Source organism: Kribbella sp. NPDC058693 (assembly GCF_042715335.1).
GTDB lineage: Bacteria > Actinomycetota > Actinomycetes > Propionibacteriales > Kribbellaceae > Kribbella > Kribbella jiaozuonensis.
The window spans coordinates 720522-740715 of the sequence record NZ_JBHXSQ010000004.1 but is presented as its reverse complement, the minus strand read 5'-3'; the positions used below and the strand labels follow the sequence as shown (position 1 = coordinate 740715).

Below are 20194 nucleotides of genomic sequence, written 5' to 3'. Positions count from 1 at the left end.
GTCCCCCCGGGGGCGGTGGCGGTCACCCTATCGAATCGCCCGTTCTCACGCTGTGTATCGGGCAGGTCGCTGCCAATCTCGGCAGAACCTGGCGTTGCGGCGCGCGAGTGACTAGCCTTCCCAGCCATGACGACCGTCCGCGCCAGGGTGACGATCCTGGTCTCGTCCGCCGTGCTCAGCCTCGCGACCGTTACCGGTCCCGCCGTGGCTGCTCCTGTCCCGGATGGACCCGCTGTTGCCCCGGCAGCACCCAGTGTGCCGCAGCATGTCGACGCGCGCACCAAGAGCACGCAGCCGGTCTACGACTACGCGAACGCGATCCGTCAGTCCGTGTACGTCGACACCACGATGGACACCGATTCCGACGGCACCGACGACGTGATCGCGGTCGACATCGTCCGCCCCAGCGAGCCCGCACTCACCGGTGTGAAGATCCCGGTGATCATGGACGCCTCGCCGTACTACTCCTGCTGCGGACGCGGCAACGAGAACGAGAAGAAGACGTACGACGGCGACGGCGTGATCCAGAAGATGCCGTTGTTCTACGACAACTACTTCGTCCCGCGTGGGTACGCGATGGTCGGCGTCGACATCCTCGGCACCGGACGGTCCACCGGCTGCGGTGACGTCGGCGGCCGCGACGAGATCCAGTCCGTGGTCGACGTGATCAACTGGCTGAACGGACGCAACACCGCACACACTGCCGACGGGCAGGCGGTGAAGGCGACCTGGACCACCGGCGCGGTCGGGATGATCGGCAAGTCGTACGACGGAACGCTCGCGAACGGCGTCGCCGCGACCGGGGTGAAGGGCCTGAAGACGATCGTGCCGATCTCGGCGATCTCGTCGTGGTACGACTACACCCGCTCCGGCGGCGTTCCGTACTCGGACGACTACATGCCCTGGCTCGGTGGGTACGTCGGCCACGACAGCCCCGCGTGTGACGACGTCCGCGGCGACCTCGGTGACAACGACGACGATGACACCGGCAACTACACGACGTTCTGGTCCGAGCGCGACTACACGAAGAACGCGTCGAAGGTGAAGGCCTCGGTCTTCATGACGCACGGGCTCAGCGACTACAACGTGCAGACCAACCACTTCTCGCAGTGGTGGTCGGCGCTGTCCCGCAACAACGTGCCGCGCAAGCTGTGGCTCGGGCTCGAGGACCACGTGGATCCGTTCGAGTTCCGCCGGGACCAGTGGGTGGACGAGCTGCACAAGTGGTTCGACTACTGGCTGCAGGGTCTGCAGAACGGCGTGATGAAAGAGCCGTCGGTCTCGATCGAGACGTCACCCGATGTCTGGCGCAACTACAAGACCTGGCCGGCCGTGAACCGCCCGACCTCGGTGCCGCTGTCCGCGGGCAAACTAGGTGCCGCAGGCAAGGGTTCGCTGATGATCACCGACGACCCCGACCTGACCGAGGACGATATCGTCGCGGATCCGACCGAGGTGATCGCGGGCCGGCAGATGTTCCTGTCCGCACCGCTGACCGCCCCGATGCGGATCAGCGGTACTCCATCGGTCACGCTCCGGGTGAAGTCCGACTCCGCGACGACCCCGATCACAGCCCGCCTGATCGAGTACGGCGACGCGGCGCGGTACTCCGGGATCCGTACCACCGACCAGAGCACCTGCGAGGGTTCGAGCACCGACTACGACGACAGCTGCTACTTCACCGTCGACAAGCTCACCACCCAGAGCGATCACGGCATCGTCAGCCGCGGCTGGATCGACGCCGCCCACAGCAAGTCACTGACGAACCCGACGCCGCTGACCCCCGGCAAGTGGACCACGGTCAACGTCCCGCTCCGCGCTCAGGACCAGGTCATCCCCAAGGGCCGCGTCCTCGGCCTGGCCGTCACCCTCTCCGACACGGAGTGGACGACCCCGAACGACACCGGCGCGACCGTCGACATCGACCTGGCCGGCAGCAAACTCAACGTTCCGGTGACGTCGGGCAAGATCACCGCCCCCACCCAGCTGCACCCGATCGACGTGGACATCACCACGCCGACCCAGCGGCCCAACCTGCACGACCCGAAGAACTAGTTGCCTTCAGCTACGAAAAGCATGGGGTCGCCGAACCCCAGGTCCTGGATGCCCGCGGTGTAGAACGCGCCGATCAACAGGGATCGGCGATGGGCCGCGAAGGTCAGCACGTGCGCGACCATGCCGCCGTACGTGAAGACTCGTGGTGGTTCGCAGGTGGTGTCGACGAAGCTCTCGTCGAAGCGGCCGTCGTCGTTCAGCTGGTTGACCAGGGCAACGAAGCGTGAGCCGGCGTCGGCGTGGCGGGTGCGGAGTTCGGAGATCGGCGTCCTGACCTCGCGTCCGCATTCGGGGACCTGGAACGGGCGGTCCTCGACGGAGGCGAGCCACATCTCCTCCTGCCAGACCAGGCGGTCCAGCAGGTACCTGATCGAGATGTCGTCGTCGATTCCCTCGACGGACAGTTCGATCGGGCGGTCCAGCGTGGCGGCGTCCAGACGGGCGCCGCGTTCGATCATCTCGCCGGTCAACCAGACGTGATGTTCGACCATTCTGACCAGTACGTCCATCCCTCTCACCTTTCTACGTGCCGGCAGCCGTAGTCCGGCCGGCGGCTGGAAATGCACTCCACTCGGCGCCGTCAGGAAGAACACCCGCGACGCTTCCCGTCGCCAGTCCCGCGGCGACATCCCATAAGCCCTGGCGAACGCCCGGGTGAACGCCTCGTGCGAGCCGTACCCGGCCTCGACCGCGACGTCCAACACGGCGACCGGCTCGGACAGCAACCGGTACGCCGCCCGCTCCAGCAGCACGCGCCGCCGGAACGCGAACGGCGACTCGCCCGCCACCGCCCCGATCACGCGGTCGAAGTGGAACCGGGACAGATGCACGCGCTCCGCGAGCCCGGCCCCGTGCACCGACTCGCAGGGCCCGGCCAGCCCGGCCGCCACCACCGCTACGAACTCCTCGAACACATCCGCCATGCCCACCACTGTCCCCCATCCGGCCGCCGTCGACTTGATCGAAATTGCGGAACCGCAGACTGGTTACCACAGTACTCCGCAGTGTGTAGTACTGTTCTCCGCGGAACACCTGCTGGAGGAGACCTGATGGATACGAGCCAGCTACTCAAGGGCGTCCTGGATCTCGCGGTGCTCGCCGTACTGCGGGACGCCGACGGCTACGGGTACGACGTACTGCGTCGACTGCGCGCGGCCGGACTGGAGGACGTGGCGGACGCGTCCGTGTACGGGACGCTGCGCCGGCTGTTCGCGGCCGGGGCATTGACGTCCTACGTGCAGCCGAGCGAGGAAGGGCCGCACCGGAAGTACTACGGGCTGAACAAGACCGGTCGCGACCTGCTCGCCCAGTCCACCAAGACCTGGAACCACTTCGCCGACACGATGTCGGTGCTGCTGCTGGAGAAGGAGGCCGCGTGAACAGCACCCTGACCGGAGCGGTCGCGCTCTACCTGGCCCAGGTGCGGGCCCAGCTCAACGATCTGCCGCCCGGCGAGCTCGAGGACGTACTGCAGGACGTCAGCGGTCACCTGACCGAGGTGGCGGCCGAGTTCGGCGCGGAGCCGACGCTCGCGGACCTGCAGCAGCGCCTGGGCACGCCGGCGCAGTACGCCGATGAGCTGCGGACCGCGGCCGGCTATCCCCCGCGGACCGCGCCGGTGAGTCAGGACGATCTGGACGCGGGCTGGAAGGCCTTGCGCTGGGGCCTGATCTCGGCGATCGCCGGCCCGTTCTTCATTGCCATCGGCATCTTCGCGTGGTCGCAGGACGAGACCGCGTTCTTCGGGCTGCTCGGGCTCGGGATCCTGTTCGTCGCGGCGTTCCTCGGCGTCCAGGCGTTGCGCGGTCACGATCCGCGGATCGTCCTCGACACCCCACGCGGCGCCCACGGCGCGGCGGCGATCCGCGGCTGGATCGACCAGATCCCGCCGAACATCCGGCACGAGCTCGTCACGATCGGCCAGCCGGTCTGGTGGGTGGTCCGCGGCGTGATCGGCGCGGGAGGGTTCTTCGCGCTGTTCGGCGCCCCGTCGGTGACGGTGGTCGCGGCGGTCGCGGGTGCGGCGGTGTCGATCTGGATCGGGCGGAAGACGCAGCAGGACAGGCGCTGGCTGTGGTACGTCGTACCGCTGAACGTCGTCGCGGCGATCGTGGTGCCGTCGTTCCTGGCGGCGGCGTACGTCGGGGCGTCGTTCGGATTCCTCAACAACTACAACGATTATCGCGGCAGCTCCTCGCACTACAACCCGCCGGCGAACGGGCTGGTGCTGAACGGGAACACGGTCACGAACATCTACCCGTTCGATGCCCAGGGCAAGCAGGTCCCGGTCCGGCTGTACGACCAGGACGGGAACCCGATCAGCCTCGAGCAGCAGGACTGCGAGACGAACTACGGCACGCAGTCCCGCGACACGACCAGCAACCTGTTCCCGCAGGCCGTCGTTGTCCCGGACGAGAACGGCAACGCCGGCCCGGACAACTGCAAGGACACCACCAAGGCACCCTTCGTCCCACCACCGGCCCCGGCCACGCGGACGACCCCGCCGCCGACGCCAAGCCCGACCGCCACTCCGACGACCCCCAAGCCAGGCGCAACCCTGACGGTCCAGCCGACGCGCTAGCGCATTCCGGCTGCGGCGACTCGGCGATAGGTGTAGCCGAGTCGCCGGTAGACCGCGATCGCCGCCGCGTTGTCGCCGTCGACCATCAACGCGACCCGCCCGTGCCGCTTGACCAGCTCGGCCGTCACGAACCCGCACACCTGCCGCGACAACCCCTTGGCCCGAGCAGCAGGATGCGTCGCCACGCCGGCCAGGAACCCGACCTCCGGCGCACTCCACGCATCCGCCGCAATACTCAACAGCTCACCACGATCCCCGGTCAGAGCAGCCCACCGCCGTACGCCGGGACGCCCGGGCCACGCGTACGACTTGGGCGACGCCTCGGTCAGCAGCGCTTCGACGCCGTCGTCCCCGTCGAGCCAGGCGGCGGTCGTGGTCAGGTCCGGTACCTCAGCGGCATCCATCCACCCGAACGACGCCGAAAACGTCAGCCCTGGCACGCGTTCAGCCAGCCCGCGCACCAGCTCCTCGTCCCCGAACGGGCGGTACGACGGACCCACCTCACGCAGTACGTCACGCACCAACGGCGCCGCATCGTCCACGGACCCGATCACCGCGAGCCGATCGTGCTTGGACACATCCGGCGACGCAACCGCCACCGCGTCCCCACCGGCCCACGCCCGCACTCCGGCTCCGAACCCCTGCGCAGCCCACTCAATGACCGAGTCGCGCCCACTCACCAGCACCAGGTCGGCCGGCGTCTTGATCTCCCGCACATACCAAACCGTATGTCACGCCGCTGACGCGTAAGCGACCAGCTGTCAGCTGTTCGCCCGTTGGACGGCGTACGGGACGAGGTGGCGGTAGCCGCGGACCGAGACGCGGCGGAGGCGGTGGAGGTTGAAGGCGGCGTGGCCGTCGAGGGCGGCGGCGAGTTCGCGGTCGGCGAGGACGCGGCCGGGTTTGCACTCGGTGGTGAGGCGGGCGGCGAGATTGACGACCTCGCCGTACACGTCACCCAGGCGGATCAGGATCGTGCCGTACGCGAGCCCGATCCGCAGCTCAGGCAGCTCCTCGTCCGCGTTCACCGCATCCTGCAGCGCCAGCGCGACCGCGGCGCCCTGCGCAGCGGTGTCGGCGACGAACAGCACCTCGTCACCCATCGACTTGATCACCCGCCCGCCGTTCAGCGCGACAACGTCGGCGGCCGTGCCCTCGAACCGCTCGATCAACTCCCCGAGCTCGGCCTCGGTCAGACGACGTGTCAACCGGGTGTAGCTGACGATGTCCGCGAACCCGACCGCCCGCACCCCACGCGCCAGCTCGTCGGACCCCGCCACCGCGCGGCCGGCAGCAGCAGCCAGGTGCCGACGCCAGACGTACGTCTGCAGCCGTTCCATTGCCGGCAGCAACAGTGCCGCGACCTCGATCGCCTCGTCCGCGGACAGTTTCGCGCTGCCGAGGAAGTCCAGGAACATCGCGGACTGCCAGGACGCCAGCCGGGACTGCGTCTGCCCGAGCTTGCGGGCCAGCGAGGACTCCATCTCGGGCTCGATGAACTTGTCGTCCTCGAGCGCCGCGACCAGCCGCAGCGCCTCGACGTCGTCGTCGGTGAACGCCACCTCGTCGTCCGGGACGGTCGCGAACCCGAGCGCGTGCCACATCCGCTCGGCGCGCTGGATCGAGATCCCGGCCCGCTCGGACACCTGCACGCGGGTGAACTTCCGCTCTCCGCCCAGCAGCGTCCGCTCGAACTCCTGAGCCAACGCGGCCAGATCCGGCGTCCCAGGGTCAGCGTCCACCGCGTCGCTCGGCGATGGTGGCGTCGATGGCGTCACGGAACGCCGGCAGCCGACGGGTCAGGTCGTCGAACTTCTCCCGGGTGAAGTGCAGCAGCTGCAGCCGCGACTTCGCCGTGACGGTTGCCGTCCGCAACGTGTTCTTCCGGACCGCGACCTCGCCGGCGATGTCACCCGGGCCGAGCTCGGCGATCTCCTGGCCCTTCTCCCGGACCGCCGCGGTGCCGCTGAGGATCAGGTACGCCGCGTCGGGCGGGGTCTGTTCCAGGATCAGCGACCAGCCGGCCGGCACCGAAACCTCTTCGCCGGCCCGGAAGATGTCCCTGATGTCCCGTCCGGACAGCTCCGCGAACAACGGCAGATCCCGCGGGGACGTCCTACCCAGTGCCACGTCGATCCTCCTCGTCGGCTCCGCCGATGTTTCCAGTCAGTAACTCTAACGGTTCGTGTACCACACGGTCACCCGCAGGTGCGGAACACGCCGACACCAGCAGGATCGGCGGACGCCGGCGATGGATCGCCAGGTGCGGGTGAGCGGCCACCTGCTCACGCGTCGGAAGCGGCTCGTCGACAAGCTCCAGGCGGAAACCGTGCCGCCGCAGCGTGGCCACGGTCGAGCCGATCGTCCGGTGGTACTTCACCACCCCGTCTACGAACCAGGACCGCTCCCGCCGCCCCTCGTCGGCGTAGTCGTCCACCACACAGTCCTCAGCCACCACCGGGGCAGTCATCACCGGGTGCTCGATCGTGAACACGAACGCGCCACCGGGCCGCAGCCAGCCCGTCACCCGCGCAACCAACCCGTCGAAGTCCTCGACGTAGTGCAACGCCATGCTGCTCACCACCAAATCCACGCACCTCGCCGTCAGATCGAAGTCAGCCAGATCCGCCCGCACGTACCGCACCCGCGGGTGCGGAGCCGCCGCTGCAAGCATCTGCTCCGAGGCGTCAACAGCAAGCACCTCAACAGCACCTGCCGCCGCCAGCCGAACGGCAAGCCCGCCCTCGCCACATCCCAGATCCACCACCCGCGCCCCCGCAACCGGCGGCAACGCGGCGTCCATCGCCGGAATCTCCAGAGCGTCGTTGATGCACCGACCGGTGCGGCGCAGTTCCCGGTAGCCCCGCAGGAAGGCAGGGTTGTCGTAGAGGCTCACAGCCAGCGTTCCAGGTCGTGGATGTCGATCATCGGCAGCTCCCACCGCAGCGCGAACTGCTCGAGGTCGGCCGCACCAGCCATCACCCCGTCCGCCCGCATCACCTCACAACACACACCCACCGGCGCCAACCCCGCCGCAACACACAACGCAACCGTGGCCTCGGTGTGCCCTTGACGCTCCCCGAGCAACCCAGGTCGTGCCGCCAACGGGAACACATGCCCGGGCCGCAGGAAGTCATCCGGTACGGCGTCCGCCGACGCGAGCCGGCGGATCGTCGCCGCCCGATCGGCCGCAGACACGCCAGTCCCGTCGGACGAGGCGAGATCGATCGGCACATGCATCGCCGTACCCTGCCGATCGCCGTTCCCCGGAATCGGCCCGATCTCCAACCTCCGCAGTACGTCGGCCGCACACGGCACCGTCGTATGCCCACAAGCCCGTGTGAGCAGGAATCTCATCGCCTCCGGCCGGAACCGCTCACCCGCGAAGACCACATCCCCTTCCCCCTCAGCCGTCGGATCCCACACGACAACCCCACCACCAGCGGCGATCTGCGCAACCACCTTCTGTACGCCGGCCTCGCCGCTCAGCTGACCAGCCCAAGGCAACTGCGCCACCGCCCGCTGCAACTCCGGCCCGTGCCCTTCGCGCGCCATCCGCACCAGCAGATCGCTCTCGAGGTTGACCCGATCGCCGGCGACCAACGCACCGAGCTTCGTCTTCGTCAGCGTGTTCGGCACAAGTACGACGGAGAACCGGTCCTTCAGCACTTCGGCGACCGTGATGCTCACGCCGTCGATCGCGACCGAGGTCTTCGCCACCAACCGGGCCAGCAATCGCTCGGGCGGCTTGATCCACACCCGATGACCGGCCGGCTCCACATCGACGCGCACCACCTTGCCGACACCCTCGACATGTCCCTGGATCAGATGCCCGTCGATCCGATCGCCCACGGCAACGGGCAGTTCGACGTGCAGCGTCGTACCGCCGCAGACCCGGTCGAACGTCGTACGCCGGCGGGTCTCGTCCGTGACCACGACCCGGATCTCCCCCGGCGGCCCCGGCTCAGCAGTGAACCTGATGCCGTCGAGGCAGACCGCGCCACCCGGCGCAACCGCGACGTCCGACGTGACCCGCAACAGTTCGCCGGCGATCTCGGCGACCGTGCCTACGTTCTCGATTCGTCCTGTGAACATGCTTCGCTCTCCGCCACTCGTTCATGGCCAGGGACACTCAGGTCCGAGCTGAAGCGGGGTATCACCGCGTGGCCCCGGTCGCACCGGGTCACTCCGCCTTCCGGCAGAGCCGACGGGCCTGGAATCACGTCCAACCGTCACACCGTGGAATCGCACCAATCGGCAGTAAACCACACCTCGTTCAGAGCACGTCGAGGAGTTTTTCGCCTCGGGTGGTGCGGCTGATGAGGACCTGGCGGCCGCGGCGTTCGCGCGCGATCAGGCCGGCGCGGAGGAGTACGTCGCAGTGGCGGGTGGCCGCGGCCGGGGTGACGGCCAGGTCGGCGGCGATCATGCCGACGTTCAGCGGTTCGCGCAGCAGGCGGAGGATCCGGGCGCGCGGTACGCCGAGCACCACCTCCAGCGGGTCCTCGACCGGCCGGGCTGGGCTGACGTCGGGGAGATCGCGAAGCGGGTACGCGATCGAGATGACGGACGGGCCTTGGTAGTGGACGAAGAGCGTGTCCGGTGCGCCGATGCCCGGGACGAGGGCCAGGCGGCGTCCGTCGTACGGGACTGGTTCGTGGCCGTCGACGCTGAAGCCGGATTCGGTGAAGGTCAGGCGGGGGCTGATGGTGTTCAGCGCACTCGGCAGGCAGCCGCGGACGGTCGCCACCCCCAGCCGTTCGGTCTCGGCGTCGATGGCCGGGCGAAGCAGGTTCCACCGTTGTTCGAGGGCCTGCCAGCCCAGGTCGATCAGCTCGGCGTACGTCCGGAGCCAGCGGTCGGGATCGGCGACTGCCCGGCGCCAGATCGGCGCGTCCGAGCCGAGGGTCGCGATGTCGTCCATCAGCTTCTGGCCGCCGTACCCGTGCAGCGCCTCGACCTGCTCCGGCAACGGCACGTCCCGCACCGGCGCCAACGGGACCAGCGCGGTGGGCACCAGTTGGCCGCCGCCATGCCGTCGGACCGGATGCAGTGCGCGCGCATAGTCGGGCCGCGAGACGAGCGAGTGCAAAGGGCGCAGTACGTGCCGGGACGAGAACGGGCCGCGGCAGCTGGCTGCCTCCCGCAAGGCCAGATACACCGACTGGTGCGGAGACTGCGTCACGGTGACCTGCAGCTCACTCATGGATCCATTGTTGACGAATACGTCAAACGGTTGTCGGCCGATCGACCGATCTCCCATGATCTGGACCGCAAACGCCCGTCCCGGTAAGGAGAAACCGATGCTCAGCAAGGACATCTAGGTTCCGGTACGGCGCCGGCGGCGCGGTCGGGTCGTCCGCCGGCGCACCGGTCGGCGCGGGCCTACCAGGCGGGGGCCCGCGAGCCGGTCTTCCAGCCGACGGGCCTCGCGGCGGATCGGCTGGGCGAGGTATTCGCCGAGGATCAGGCCGGAGGCGAGCGCGACGCCGATGGCGACCGCAGTACCGAGGCTGACGATGCCGATCAGGTTGCCCAGGCCCATCAGCTCGTAGAGGCCTTTGTAGATCGTGAGTCCCGGCAGCAGCGGGACCGAACCGGCGACCACCACGACGAGGGGCGGTACGCCGACCCGCCGGCCGATCGAGTAGCTGCCCAGCCCGATGACACACGCCGCGGCGGCCGTGGACCACGCCGGGCCGAACGACGCCCGGGTCATCAGCGTGAACACCAGCGATCCGAGGCCACCCATCACGGCGACCGGGAGCAGCGCGCGGAGGGGCGCGTACGACGCGTACGCGAAGGCGACCGCCATCAACGCCCCGGAGAAGACCATGATCGGAAGGTTCCCGAGCTGGATCGTCTCCGCCTCGATACCGACGTGCATGCCGAACTTCAACCCCAGCGCGAGACCGAGCGAGACACCGGCGATGATCCCGCCGGTGAGCAGCATCGCTTCGAGACTCCGGGCCGCGGCCGTCACGTAGTACCCGGTGATCGCGTCCTGGACAGCACCGGTGAGGGCGATCCCGGCCAGCAGCATGATGATGCCTGCGGCAACTACCAGGGACGGCTTCACCGGCGCGTGGACGGCGTACAGGATCAAGGCGACCGCGGTCGCGACGAAAGCGCCCGCGACCTGTTGGTAGAACGCAGGCAGCCGCTGCCGGTTGAACCAGCGGTTGCTGACGTCGATCACGATCGCGGTGAGCACCGCCACCAACGTGATCAGCCAGCCGCCACCGAGCAGCAGCGTCGCGCCGCCGGCCATCACACCCCAGGCGAGTACGGCGCTCCACCGCGGGTACGGCGGACCCGCCGACGTCAACCGGGCCAGCTCGCGCGACGCCTCCTCGCGGGTCACCTCAGCGGTAGCGAACCGTCGTACCAGCTGGTCGACGTCGGTCAGCCGGGAGAAGTCCTGCGAGCGGTAGCGGACCAGCCGGATGTGCGTCTCGGGGGCGACGTCCGGCGCGGCCTGGTACGAGACCGCCATCGAGGTGAACGTGATGTCGACCTCGCACCCGCGCAGTCCGCCGGCCGCGGTGACACCGAGGATCGTCGCGGTCGCGTCCGCCGTACCGGCGCCGCTGGACAGCAGCACCTCACCGACCCGCAAGGCCAGGTCGATGGTGGCGTAGACCTCCCGCTGCTCGTCAGGCTCCATTGGGTAAACGATGGCCCATCTTCTGCCGGCCGAAGCGGCGGATCTTGGCGAACATGTCCTCGAGCAGGAAGCGGACGTCGACCTCCTCGCAGACCTGGATCGGATTGTCGGTGCCGGGCAGGTACCAGCCGTCGACACCGAAACGCGGCGCCGGACGGGTCCGGAAGTTACCGCTCTGCGGGTAGAGCATCAGGGAGATCGCGGGCGAGTCGCCCAGCGAGCGGGACTCGATCGGCTCGCCGTGGTACGTCGCGTTCCACTCGACCAGCTGCTCGATCAGGTACTCGCCGAGCGGGCCGGCGGCGCCGATCTTCTCCTCCAGCTCGGCATAGCTGACCGAGACCTTCGTGTAGACGTCGCTCGTGACCTGCCAGACGGTGATCCTGGAGCCGAACACGACGTTCGCGGCGTGGATGTCGTTCGAAAGGTTGAACTCCATCCGATGGTCGGCCGCGTAGCCGTTGTAGCCGCGGCCGCCGATCCAGACGACGATCACGTCCCGGTCGACGATCTCGGGATCGAGCAGGATCGCCGACGCCATGTCGGTCAGCGGACCGAGGAACGACACGAACAGCGGGTCGCCCTTCGAGGCCAGCTTGGACTCCTCGATGATCAGCCGGGCGCCGGGCGAGTCGAGCGGGGTCTGCTCGTCCGGGATGCCGGTGGTCGCGCCGTTCGCGACCGGGACCTTTCCGGTCAGATCGAGAAGGTCCAGCAGCAGATCGATCTCCTCGCGGGACTCCTCCATGATCCGGTCCGTCCGGTGGGTGCCGAAATGCGCGGGAATCAGACCGCGGATGTCGAACGTCGGCGACAACAACCCGTGCACGATCGCGAACTGGTCATCGGCCTCGTTCTTGGCATCGGTATCGATGATGACCCGTCGTCTACTCGGCTTCACACGCACACTCCTCGAGCTGTGGTGAACAGATATTCGTCACTGCATAGCCTCACATCCCGCGGGCTGTCACCGGGTGTGGTGGAGATCGCTTTCCGTGACAGGTTGACTCGGTCCGGACGCCCACCTATGGTTACGGGCACAGGCTGCGGAAAGCCCTTTCCCAGGCTCAGGAGGGAGGCGCGCATGTGTGAGTTCGAGTCCGGACCAGGCATGGCGCTGCCGGGCGGGGTCGGTATCTCGAAGCTGACGGTGTACGACGTCGGCGGTACGCCGCATGTGCACCTGGCCTGCTCCGAGGGGTACTACGTGCTCGCCGGCGACGGCGCCGTACAGACGTTGTCGACGAAGGGGTACGCCGAGACGCCGCTGCAGGCTGGCGCCGTGGTCTCGTTCGGCCCCGGGACGATCCACCGGCTGGTGAACCGCGGCGGTCTCCGGATCCTCGCCCTGATGTCGAACTCCGGTCTTCCAGAGGCCGGCGATGCCGTGATGACGCTGCCGCCGGAGTTTCTCGCCGACCGCGAGACGTATCTGAAAGCGACTGCGCTCACCGACGAAGCACGGACGCAGTCCGCGATGGCGCGGCGCGACCTCGCAGTACAGGGTTTCGCCGTACTGCGGGAGCGCTATGAATCGGAAGGGCCGTCCGCGCTGGACGAGTTCTACGCGGCCGCCGTACGGCTCGTGCAACCGCAACTGGCGGACTGGCGGAAGCGCTGGGAGCAGGGCGCGCGCCGCCTGGCCGACGAGACCGGGGCCGCGCTCGACGCACTGGAGGCCGGCACCGCGCCGCACCTGGAATCAGCTGAGCTGCACCAACTTCCCGCACCCACTGAGTCCGGCCTGCACGGCATGTGCGGCCGCCTCGACGTTTATGACACTCGAGCGTGAGAGGTACGACTGTGAACGAGCGACGCATCGGCATCGTGATGAACGGCGTCACCGGCCGGATGGGCCTGCGCCAGCACCTCGAGCGTTCCATCCTGGCGATCCGTGAGCAGGGCGGGCTGCCCGCCGCGGACGGCACGATGATCATCCCCGAACCGATCCTGGTCGGCCGCAACGAGCTCAAGCTGCGCCGGATCGCCGAGCAGTACGGGCTGGAGCGGTGGACCACCGACCTGGCCGAGGCGCTGGCCGAGCCGGACGTGGAGATCTACTTCGACTCCCAGCTCACCCAGCTGCGCGAGAAGGGCGTCCGGGCCGCGGTCGAGGCCGGTAAGGCGATCTACTGCGAGAAGCCGATCGCCGAGAGCCTGGAGGCGGCGGTCGACCTGGCCCGTACGGTGATCGACTCCGGGCTGAAGAACGGCGTTGTGATGGACAAGCTGTCGCTGCCCGGCCTGCGGAAGCTGAAGCGACTGGTGGACGGTGGGTTCTTCGGGCGGATCTTGTCGGTGCGCGGTGAGTTCGGCTACTGGGTGTTCGAGGGCGACTGGCAGGAGGCGCAGCGGCCGTCGTGGAACTACAAGTCCGAAGAGGGCGGCGGCATCATCCTCGACATGTTCTGCCACTGGCGGTACGTGCTCGACCAGACGTTCGGGTCGGTCAAATCCGTGTACTGCCAGGGCGCGACGCATATCCCGACGCGGGTGGACGAGCAGGGCGACAAGTACGCAGCGACGGCGGACGATGCGGCGTACGGCGTCTTCGAACTCGAGGGCGGGATCGTCGCGCAGATGAACTCGTCGTGGGCGACGCGGGTGTTCCGGGATGAGCTGGTCGAGTTTCACGTGGACGGGACCGAGGGGTCCGCGGTCGCCGGGTTGCGGCGGTGCCGGGCACAGCACCGGTCGGCGACACCGAAGCCGGTGTGGAACCCGGATCTGCCGGCGACGGAGAAGTTCCGCGAGCAGTGGGCCGAGGTGCCGGACAACGAGCCGTTCGACAACGGCTTCAAGGTCCAGTGGGAGATGTTCCTGCGCCACGTCGTCGACGACACCCCCTTCACCTGGGACTTCATCGAAGCCGCCAAGGGCGTACAGCTGGCCGAGCTGGGCCTGCAGTCCTGGCACGAAGGCCGAAAGCTCGAGGTGCCGAAGCTCGACCTCGAGGTCCGCTGATGGGGCTGGAACTCAGGCTGCCTACGGGCGCCGGGAACCACGGCGGTCCCGCCTCGGCCACCGGCGCAGGAGGTGGTGGTAGCCAGCCGGACAGCGCGCCCAGGGGGAGCCGATCGGCGCACGACGGCGGGGGCTTGGAGACCTATCGGCTGTCGGGGGTGCCGGTTGCTCAGGGCACCTATCGGCCGGCCTCGTCGCGGTTGGCGTTTGCGGCGGCTCATGTGGTGGCGGATCCGTTGGGGGACAACTCGCCGGGGGCTCCTGCGGTGGTGGATTGGGAGCATACGCTGGCGTTTCGGCGGTACTTGTGGTCGTTGGGGTTGTCTGTGGCTGAGGCTATGGATACGGCACAGCGCGGGATGGGGCTGGACTGGAAGGCTACGCAGGAGCTGATTCGGCGGTCGGCGGGTGAGGCGCCGGACGGGCGGATAGCGGTTGGTGTCGGCACGGATCAGCTGACGGGTCCGGCGGCTTTGGACGCGGTGATCGGCGCGTACGAGGAGCAGCTTGCTGTTGCCGAGGACGTGAGCGCCCAGCCGATCCTGATGGCCAGCCGAGCCCTGTGCGCGGCCGCAGAATCCCCCGACGACTACCGCAAGGTCTACGACCACCTGCTCAACCAGTCGACCCGACCGGTCATCCTCCACTGGCTCGGGCCGATGTTCGACCCCGCGCTGGAAGGGTATTGGGGCAGCGACTCGTTCGAGTCCGCCATGGCGTTCGTCGTCGACCTCATCAACGACAACGTGGCGAAGGTCGACGGAATCAAGATCTCGTTGCTCGACGCCACCTATGAAGTTGCCCTGCGCAACAGTCTGCCGGAAGGCGTGCGGCTCTACACAGGTGACGACTTCAACTACCCCGAACTGATCCGAGGCGACGACAACCGGCACAGCGACGCCCTGCTCGGGATCTTCGCCGCGATCGCCCCAGCCGCAGCGGCCGCGCTGAAGGCGCTGGACTCCGGCGACCTGGCGGAGTACACCCGGGTGTTCGAGCCGACCGTCCCGCTGGCCCGGCAGATCTTCTCCGCGCCGACGTACTACTACAAGACCGGGATCGCCTTCCTGGCTTGGCTCAACGGCCATCAGCCCGGCTTCACGATGGTCGGCGGCCTCCAGACAGGACGGTCGCTGCCGCACCTGGCCGACACGTTCCGCCTGGCCGACCAAGCCGGCGTGCTCACTGATCCGGAGCTCGCCGTCGACCGGTTCCGCCAACTGTTGCGCGTGAGCGGTGTCGACGCATGAATCGGTACAGCCTCAACCAGGCGACAACGAAGTACTGGCCGCTCGAGGACGTCGTCGCGGCCAGCGCCGACGCCGGCCTCGAATGGATCGGCCTGTGGCGCGAGCCCATCCAGGAGTACGGCGTCGACCAGGCTGCCAAACTCGTCGCCGACGCCGGCCTCAAGGTCTCGTCCCTCTGCCGCAGCGGCTTCTTCACCTCGACCGATCCCGCCGAACGCAAGGCGAAGATCGACGACAACCGCCGCGCGATCGACGAGGCCGCGACCATCGGTACGTCGGTCCTCGTCCTCGTCAGCGGCGGCCTCCCCGCGGGTTCACGGGACCTCGACGGCGCGCGCGCGATGGTGCGCGACGGTTTGGCCGAGCTCGCGCCGTACGCCGAACAACGTGGCGTGAAGCTCGCCGTCGAGGCACTGCACCCGATGTTCTGCTCGGACCGTTGTGTGGTGTCGTCGCTCGGCGGCGCGCTCGAGCTGGCCGAGCAGTTCCCGGCGTCGCAGGTCGGCGTGATCGTGGACGCGTACCACCTGTGGTGGGACGCGGACGTGTACCGGCAGATCGAGCGGGCCGGTGAGCGGATCCTGTCGTACCAGGTCAGCGACTGGGTGGTTCCGCTGCCCGAGGACACGCTGCTCGGGCGCGGCATGATGGGCGACGGTTCGATCGAGCTGCGCCGGCTGCGCGAGGCTTGCGACGCAGCGGGGTACGACGGGCCGATCGAGGTCGAGATCTTCAACCAGCAACTGTGGGACGCGCCTGGTCAGGAGGTCTTCGACCTGGCGCTCGCACGGTACAAGGAACACGTCATCTAGTTGATCGAGGAGCTGTCTGTATGACTATTCCCGCCGGTGGTATCGGGATGCACCTCTACACGATGCGGGACGTCCTGGCCGAGGACTACCCGGGGACGCTGAAGCGCCTCGCCGGGATCGGCTACCAGACGGTCGGGGTGAGCGGCCGGTTCGACCACAGCGCCGAGGAGATCCGGTCGTACGCCGACGACGCCGGGCTGAAGATCGTGCTCGAGCACGTCGGGTACAAACGGCTGGCCGACGACTGGGCCGGCGCGCTCGCCGATGTGAAGACGCTCGGCGCGCAGTGGGCCGTCGTACCGTCGATCCCGTCCGAGCAGCACTCGATCGAGGGGTTCAAGGCTGCGGCAGCCGCGTTCACCGAGGCCGGGAAGGTGGCGCGCGACGCCGGGCTGAAGCTGCTGTTCCACAACCACGGGCGTGACTTCGACGAGGTCGACGGGCAGGTGCTGTACGACATCCTGCTGGGCGTGGACCCGGAGCTGCTCGGGTTCGAGCTGGACCTGTACTGGGCGGTGGACGGCGGGCACGACCCGGCGAAGCTGTTCCAGGAGCACCCCGGCCGGTTCCCCGCGCTGCACGTCAAGGACATGGCCGAGGACGGCTCGTGGGAGGACGTCGGCGCCGGGAAGCTGGACTTCGGCGCGATGTTCGAACACGCCCAGGCGGGCGGCGTGGAGCAGTGGCTGGTCGAGCACGACAAGCCCACCGACGCCTGGAAGTCGGCCGAACGCAGCTACCGCGGCCTGACCGAAATCCGGTACTCAGAACTGTGAGAACCAACGCTTAACCGGATCAATTCTGATTACGTCTGCTCACAGGTGGTGAGATCGGCCTATTCTCGACGGGTGCAGAACGATCCAACGGTGCGGCTGACCGCCGTCCGTCGCCTGTACGAAGTGAGCGCCCGGATGGGCGCTGGGCGAAGCCTTGCCGAAACCCTGCAGGCCGTCGTCGACGGGGTCGTGACCGGGCTCGGATTCGGGATCGCCGTACTGAACCTGCGGCACGCGGACGGGAAGTTCGAGGTGATCGCGGTCGCAGGTTCACCCGAGGCGCGCGAGGCGCTGCTCGGGCGGGTCAGCGCCCCGGACATCTTCGACACCGAGTTCGCGATCGCGGACGCGTGGGGCAAGCTCCGATTCGTGCCGCACGAGCGGCTGCCCGAGGGCGAGGTGGTCGGGTGGGTGCCCGACGTACCGGTGTCTGACGACCCGGGCGCGTGGCATCCACTCGACGCACTGTTCGCGCCGCTGTACTCGTCCGACGGCGAGCTGGTCGGGATGCTCTCGGTCGACCTCCCCGAGGACCAGCGGCGGCCCGGTCCGATCCACCGGGAGCTGCTGGAGATCTTCGCGACCCAGGCCGGCGTGGCGATCGACAAGGCCCGGCTGGCCGACCAACTGCTCGCCGAGAAGACCCGGCTGGAGGCCAGCGAGGCGACGTTCCGGCTCGTCTTCGAAGGCGCCGGCAACGGGATGGCCACGATCGGCTTCGACGGCCCGGACCGCGGCCGGATCCTGCGCGTCAACGACGCCTTCTGCCGGATCACGGGGTACGCCGCGAACGACCTGCTCGGGGCGCGCCTGGCCCAGTTCCTCCGCGACGAGGAGCCGCAGTCGACCCGGACAGACCTCGAAGACGTTGCCACTAGCAACGGAACGTACCGGTTCGAGCGGGTCTTCACACAGCCGAGCGGGAACGCCATCTGGCTCGGCGGCACGGCGGCGATCGTCGAACAGGGTGCCGATAGGCCGCGGATCCTGCTGATCCAGATCGACGATGTGACGGCTCGCAAGGATGCCGAGCGCGAGCTCCGCCATCATGCCGCGCATGATCCGCTGACAGGTCTGCCGAACCGCCGGTTGTTGCAGCACCGGTTCACGAAGGTGCTGGAGCGGACGCGTATGACGGGACGTCCCGGGGCGCTCCTCTTCTGCGATTTGAACCACTTCAAACTCGTCAACGACGGGTACGGGCATGAGGCCGGCGACCGCGCGCTGCGCGAGATCGCGAACCGCTTGACCACTGCCGTCCGCCACGGCGACACGGTTGCCCGGCTGGGCGGCGACGAGTTCGCCGTACTCGCCGAAGACATCTCCGGCGACGACCTGACCACGCTGATCACCCGCCTCGAGTCCGCCGTCAGCCGCCCCCTCCCCAACATCGCAGTAGAAGTCACCACCAGCGTCGGCACAGTCCCCATCACCCCCACCACCACCAACCTCGACACCCTCCTCCACGAAGCCGACCAGGCCATGTACGACGCGAAGAACCGCCGCATCTAGCAGCGAGCTGCCGGCTACCCCACGCGGTGCTACGCGCGGCTCCCACCCACGCTGACTGTCCGGCGTGCTAGGCGGATCATCCTGCCGCCGAGTTGCATCAACCTGCAGTTCAGGTGCCTTGTATCGCGAGTGGGCCCGTGGTTGAAATGAAGCTCATTGATTTCTGGGGGGATCGACGGATGCCGCGCACTTTGATGAACGAGCCCGCTTGGGTGGCCTATGCGCAGATCTATGTGGAGAGTGCGGAGAACTCCGCCGAACTAGGAGAATGCTTCGCCGGGCAACGGAACGGGTTGTGTGGGGCGGCGGTGCCGGGGAAGTTGTACTTGATTACCGGCCTCCACACCGGAGAGGTCGGCTTTGCGGTCGAGCTGCACGAGACGATGCCTCCGGTCGAGTACAGCGCGGAGGACGTTGTCGAAGCGTCGTACCGGCCGATCGGTGACGCGATGCTGGTCACGTGGGCAGGCGACGGTGGATGGTGGCCGCTGGATCTTGAGCCGCAAACCGACTACCGCGTCAGGTTCTCAGCGTGGGGCATGGATGCCGGCCACCAGGCGTCCCCGCCGATGGACGGCGAGCCGCTCGTGGACCGGTACCTGCTGCAGTTCTGGCCGGCTCGGCCTGCGCCGGATCGGGTGGTGAAGGAGACCAGTAAGCAGGCGGCGTACTGGCACAAGTTCGCCCGCGAACAGCCGACGCCTGCCGAGCTCGCCAAGAGGAAGCAGGAGAGGGCACGTCAGGACGAAGCGCGACGCCTTGCCGAGCGCATGGCGGCCTGGGGCGGTGCGCTGCCGAGCGAGCAGCTGGCGCGCACCACGAACGGCCAGCAGTTGGCGCTCTTCGACCGGGCGTTGGTGGATGCACTCGAGCGGACCGAACCGCAGACGTTGCGATTGATAGCACGGTGGGCGGCGCGCCGCGCGTGCGAGGAAGCTGGGTACGGCGGGAACGAGCGTGTCGCCGCCATCTTGGACCGAATGGACCGCGGCGCCGACTGGCTCGAAACCCTGAACGGACCGCCGCGCCCGGTCGAACCGGGGGCAGAGGCGAGCGCCACGGTGCACCAGTTCGTGACCCAGGCCTACGGGTGGTTCGACGACCGCGACCCGTTCGACAACACCGTGACAGTGGTCACCGCAACTTTCAACGTAGAGGCATTCTCCGCGGCAATCGAAACAATCTGGCTGGCAACCGAGCCCTTCGAAGACAAGACCCGATTGCTGGCGGAACTACGCGAGCGCTTCCTCACGAGCCCAGCCACGTAAAGGTCTTAGCGGTGTGCTGGTCGGTTGCTGACTCCGACTTCGCAGTCGCCTGCGTCTGCAGCGACCTCGACACGCACGAGCCGACTACACCGCAGGGCAGCCGCGATCGCTCGCGCGAAGCTGCCGTAGTCACCTCGACGCGCACCAACCAGCCACACCACGCAGCGGTCGCACGCGCAGCAGCACCTACAGGCGCGGGGCAGCTCGCAGCCAGTTCGACACTTACGAACCAGCAGGACCACGCAGCGGTCGCACGCGCGATAGCGCGCACGGGTGCGGGCGGCAGCCCGCAGGTCCGGCGATAGCCGG

General features: G+C 68.2%; 19 protein-coding genes. 10 read left to right on the top strand and 9 right to left on the bottom strand.

The genetic code is table 11. The features are described from left to right. The first annotated feature begins 126 nt into the window (after positions 1-126). Positions 127-2055, top strand: coding sequence for a Xaa-Pro dipeptidyl-peptidase (locus ACFWUU_RS29955; protein ID WP_137255562.1), 1929 nt, complete (start codon positions 127-129; stop codon positions 2053-2055). Here ACFWUU_RS29955 and ACFWUU_RS29950 read toward each other — a convergent pair. Then, the gene (locus tag ACFWUU_RS29950; RefSeq protein ID WP_137255563.1) at positions 2052-2978 is read right to left on the bottom strand and encodes a helix-turn-helix domain-containing protein; all 927 of its coding nucleotides are present in this window, start codon (positions 2976-2978) and stop codon (positions 2052-2054) included. The genes ACFWUU_RS29955 and ACFWUU_RS29950 overlap by 4 nt on opposite strands. Before the next feature lie 126 nt (positions 2979-3104). Here ACFWUU_RS29950 and ACFWUU_RS29945 point away from each other — a divergent pair, with 126 nt between their 5' ends. Further along, the gene (locus tag ACFWUU_RS29945) at positions 3105-3434 is read left to right on the top strand and encodes a PadR family transcriptional regulator (protein ID WP_130445805.1); all 330 of its coding nucleotides are present in this window, start codon (positions 3105-3107) and stop codon (positions 3432-3434) included. After that, complete coding sequence (locus ACFWUU_RS29940; RefSeq protein ID WP_380180249.1) at positions 3431-4636, top strand: HAAS signaling domain-containing protein; 1206 nt, start codon at positions 3431-3433, stop codon at positions 4634-4636. The genes ACFWUU_RS29945 and ACFWUU_RS29940 overlap by 4 nt, the downstream gene beginning before the upstream one ends. On the opposite strand, the gene ACFWUU_RS29935 is transcribed toward ACFWUU_RS29940, so the two are convergent. The 8 genes from ACFWUU_RS29935 to ACFWUU_RS29900 form a co-directional block, all read right to left on the bottom strand. Beyond that, the gene (locus ACFWUU_RS29935) at positions 4633-5352 is read right to left on the bottom strand and encodes a GNAT family N-acetyltransferase (RefSeq protein ID WP_380180247.1); all 720 of its coding nucleotides are present in this window, start codon (positions 5350-5352) and stop codon (positions 4633-4635) included. The genes ACFWUU_RS29940 and ACFWUU_RS29935 overlap by 4 nt on opposite strands. 45 nt (positions 5353-5397) lie before the next feature. Continuing rightward, on the bottom strand, positions 5398-6378 hold the full coding sequence (locus ACFWUU_RS29930) for an adenylate/guanylate cyclase domain-containing protein (protein WP_233714812.1): 981 nt from the start codon (positions 6376-6378) through the stop codon (positions 5398-5400). Then, positions 6368-6766, bottom strand: coding sequence for a cyclic nucleotide-binding domain-containing protein (locus tag ACFWUU_RS29925; protein ID WP_130445803.1), 399 nt, complete (start codon positions 6764-6766; stop codon positions 6368-6370). Before ACFWUU_RS29925 ends, ACFWUU_RS29930 begins: the two co-directional genes overlap by 11 nt. Further along, complete coding sequence (locus tag ACFWUU_RS29920; protein ID WP_380180245.1) at positions 6753-7532, bottom strand: class I SAM-dependent methyltransferase; 780 nt, start codon at positions 7530-7532, stop codon at positions 6753-6755. The genes ACFWUU_RS29925 and ACFWUU_RS29920 overlap by 14 nt, the downstream gene beginning before the upstream one ends. Further along, entirely contained in the window at positions 7529-8731 is a 1203-nt protein-coding gene (locus ACFWUU_RS29915) for a 3,4-dihydroxy-2-butanone-4-phosphate synthase (RefSeq protein ID WP_380180243.1), read from the bottom strand. The genes ACFWUU_RS29920 and ACFWUU_RS29915 overlap by 4 nt, the downstream gene beginning before the upstream one ends. 181 nt (positions 8732-8912) lie before the next feature. Further along, positions 8913-9842 (bottom strand): ArsR/SmtB family transcription factor, encoded by a 930-nt coding sequence (locus ACFWUU_RS29910; RefSeq protein ID WP_380180241.1) that lies wholly within the window; start codon positions 9840-9842, stop codon positions 8913-8915. Positions 9843-9956: 114 nt separating this feature from the next. After that, the gene (locus ACFWUU_RS29905; protein ID WP_380180239.1) at positions 9957-11303 is read right to left on the bottom strand and encodes a threonine/serine exporter ThrE family protein; all 1347 of its coding nucleotides are present in this window, start codon (positions 11301-11303) and stop codon (positions 9957-9959) included. After that, complete coding sequence (locus ACFWUU_RS29900; protein WP_380180237.1) at positions 11293-12204, bottom strand: nucleoside hydrolase; 912 nt, start codon at positions 12202-12204, stop codon at positions 11293-11295. The genes ACFWUU_RS29905 and ACFWUU_RS29900 overlap by 11 nt, the downstream gene beginning before the upstream one ends. 183 nt (positions 12205-12387) lie before the next feature. On the opposite strand from ACFWUU_RS29900, the gene ACFWUU_RS29895 reads away from it, so the two are divergent. The 7 genes from ACFWUU_RS29895 to ACFWUU_RS29865 all read left to right on the top strand — a co-directional run bounded on the left by ACFWUU_RS29895 (position 12388) and on the right by ACFWUU_RS29865 (position 19885). After that, complete coding sequence (locus ACFWUU_RS29895; protein ID WP_380180235.1) at positions 12388-13095, top strand: cupin domain-containing protein; 708 nt, start codon at positions 12388-12390, stop codon at positions 13093-13095. Positions 13096-13106: 11 nt separating this feature from the next. Beyond that, the gene (locus tag ACFWUU_RS29890; RefSeq protein ID WP_380180233.1) at positions 13107-14267 is read left to right on the top strand and encodes a Gfo/Idh/MocA family protein; all 1161 of its coding nucleotides are present in this window, start codon (positions 13107-13109) and stop codon (positions 14265-14267) included. After that, the gene (locus ACFWUU_RS29885; RefSeq protein WP_380180231.1) at positions 14267-15517 is read left to right on the top strand and encodes a dihydrodipicolinate synthase family protein; all 1251 of its coding nucleotides are present in this window, start codon (positions 14267-14269) and stop codon (positions 15515-15517) included. The genes ACFWUU_RS29890 and ACFWUU_RS29885 overlap by 1 nt, the downstream gene beginning before the upstream one ends. Beyond that, positions 15514-16329, top strand: coding sequence for a sugar phosphate isomerase/epimerase family protein (locus ACFWUU_RS29880; RefSeq protein WP_380180229.1), 816 nt, complete (start codon positions 15514-15516; stop codon positions 16327-16329). Before ACFWUU_RS29885 ends, ACFWUU_RS29880 begins: the two co-directional genes overlap by 4 nt. 20 nt (positions 16330-16349) lie before the next feature. Continuing rightward, positions 16350-17105, top strand: a complete 756-nt coding sequence (locus ACFWUU_RS29875; protein ID WP_380180227.1) for a sugar phosphate isomerase/epimerase family protein — start codon at positions 16350-16352, stop codon at positions 17103-17105. A 72-nt stretch (positions 17106-17177) separates the two neighbouring features. Further along, entirely contained in the window at positions 17178-18617 is a 1440-nt protein-coding gene (locus ACFWUU_RS29870; RefSeq protein ID WP_380180225.1) for a diguanylate cyclase domain-containing protein, read from the top strand. 137 nt (positions 18618-18754) lie between these two features. Continuing rightward, the gene (locus ACFWUU_RS29865) at positions 18755-19885 is read left to right on the top strand and encodes a hypothetical protein (RefSeq protein ID WP_380180222.1); all 1131 of its coding nucleotides are present in this window, start codon (positions 18755-18757) and stop codon (positions 19883-19885) included. Positions 19886-20194 lie beyond the last annotated feature (309 nt).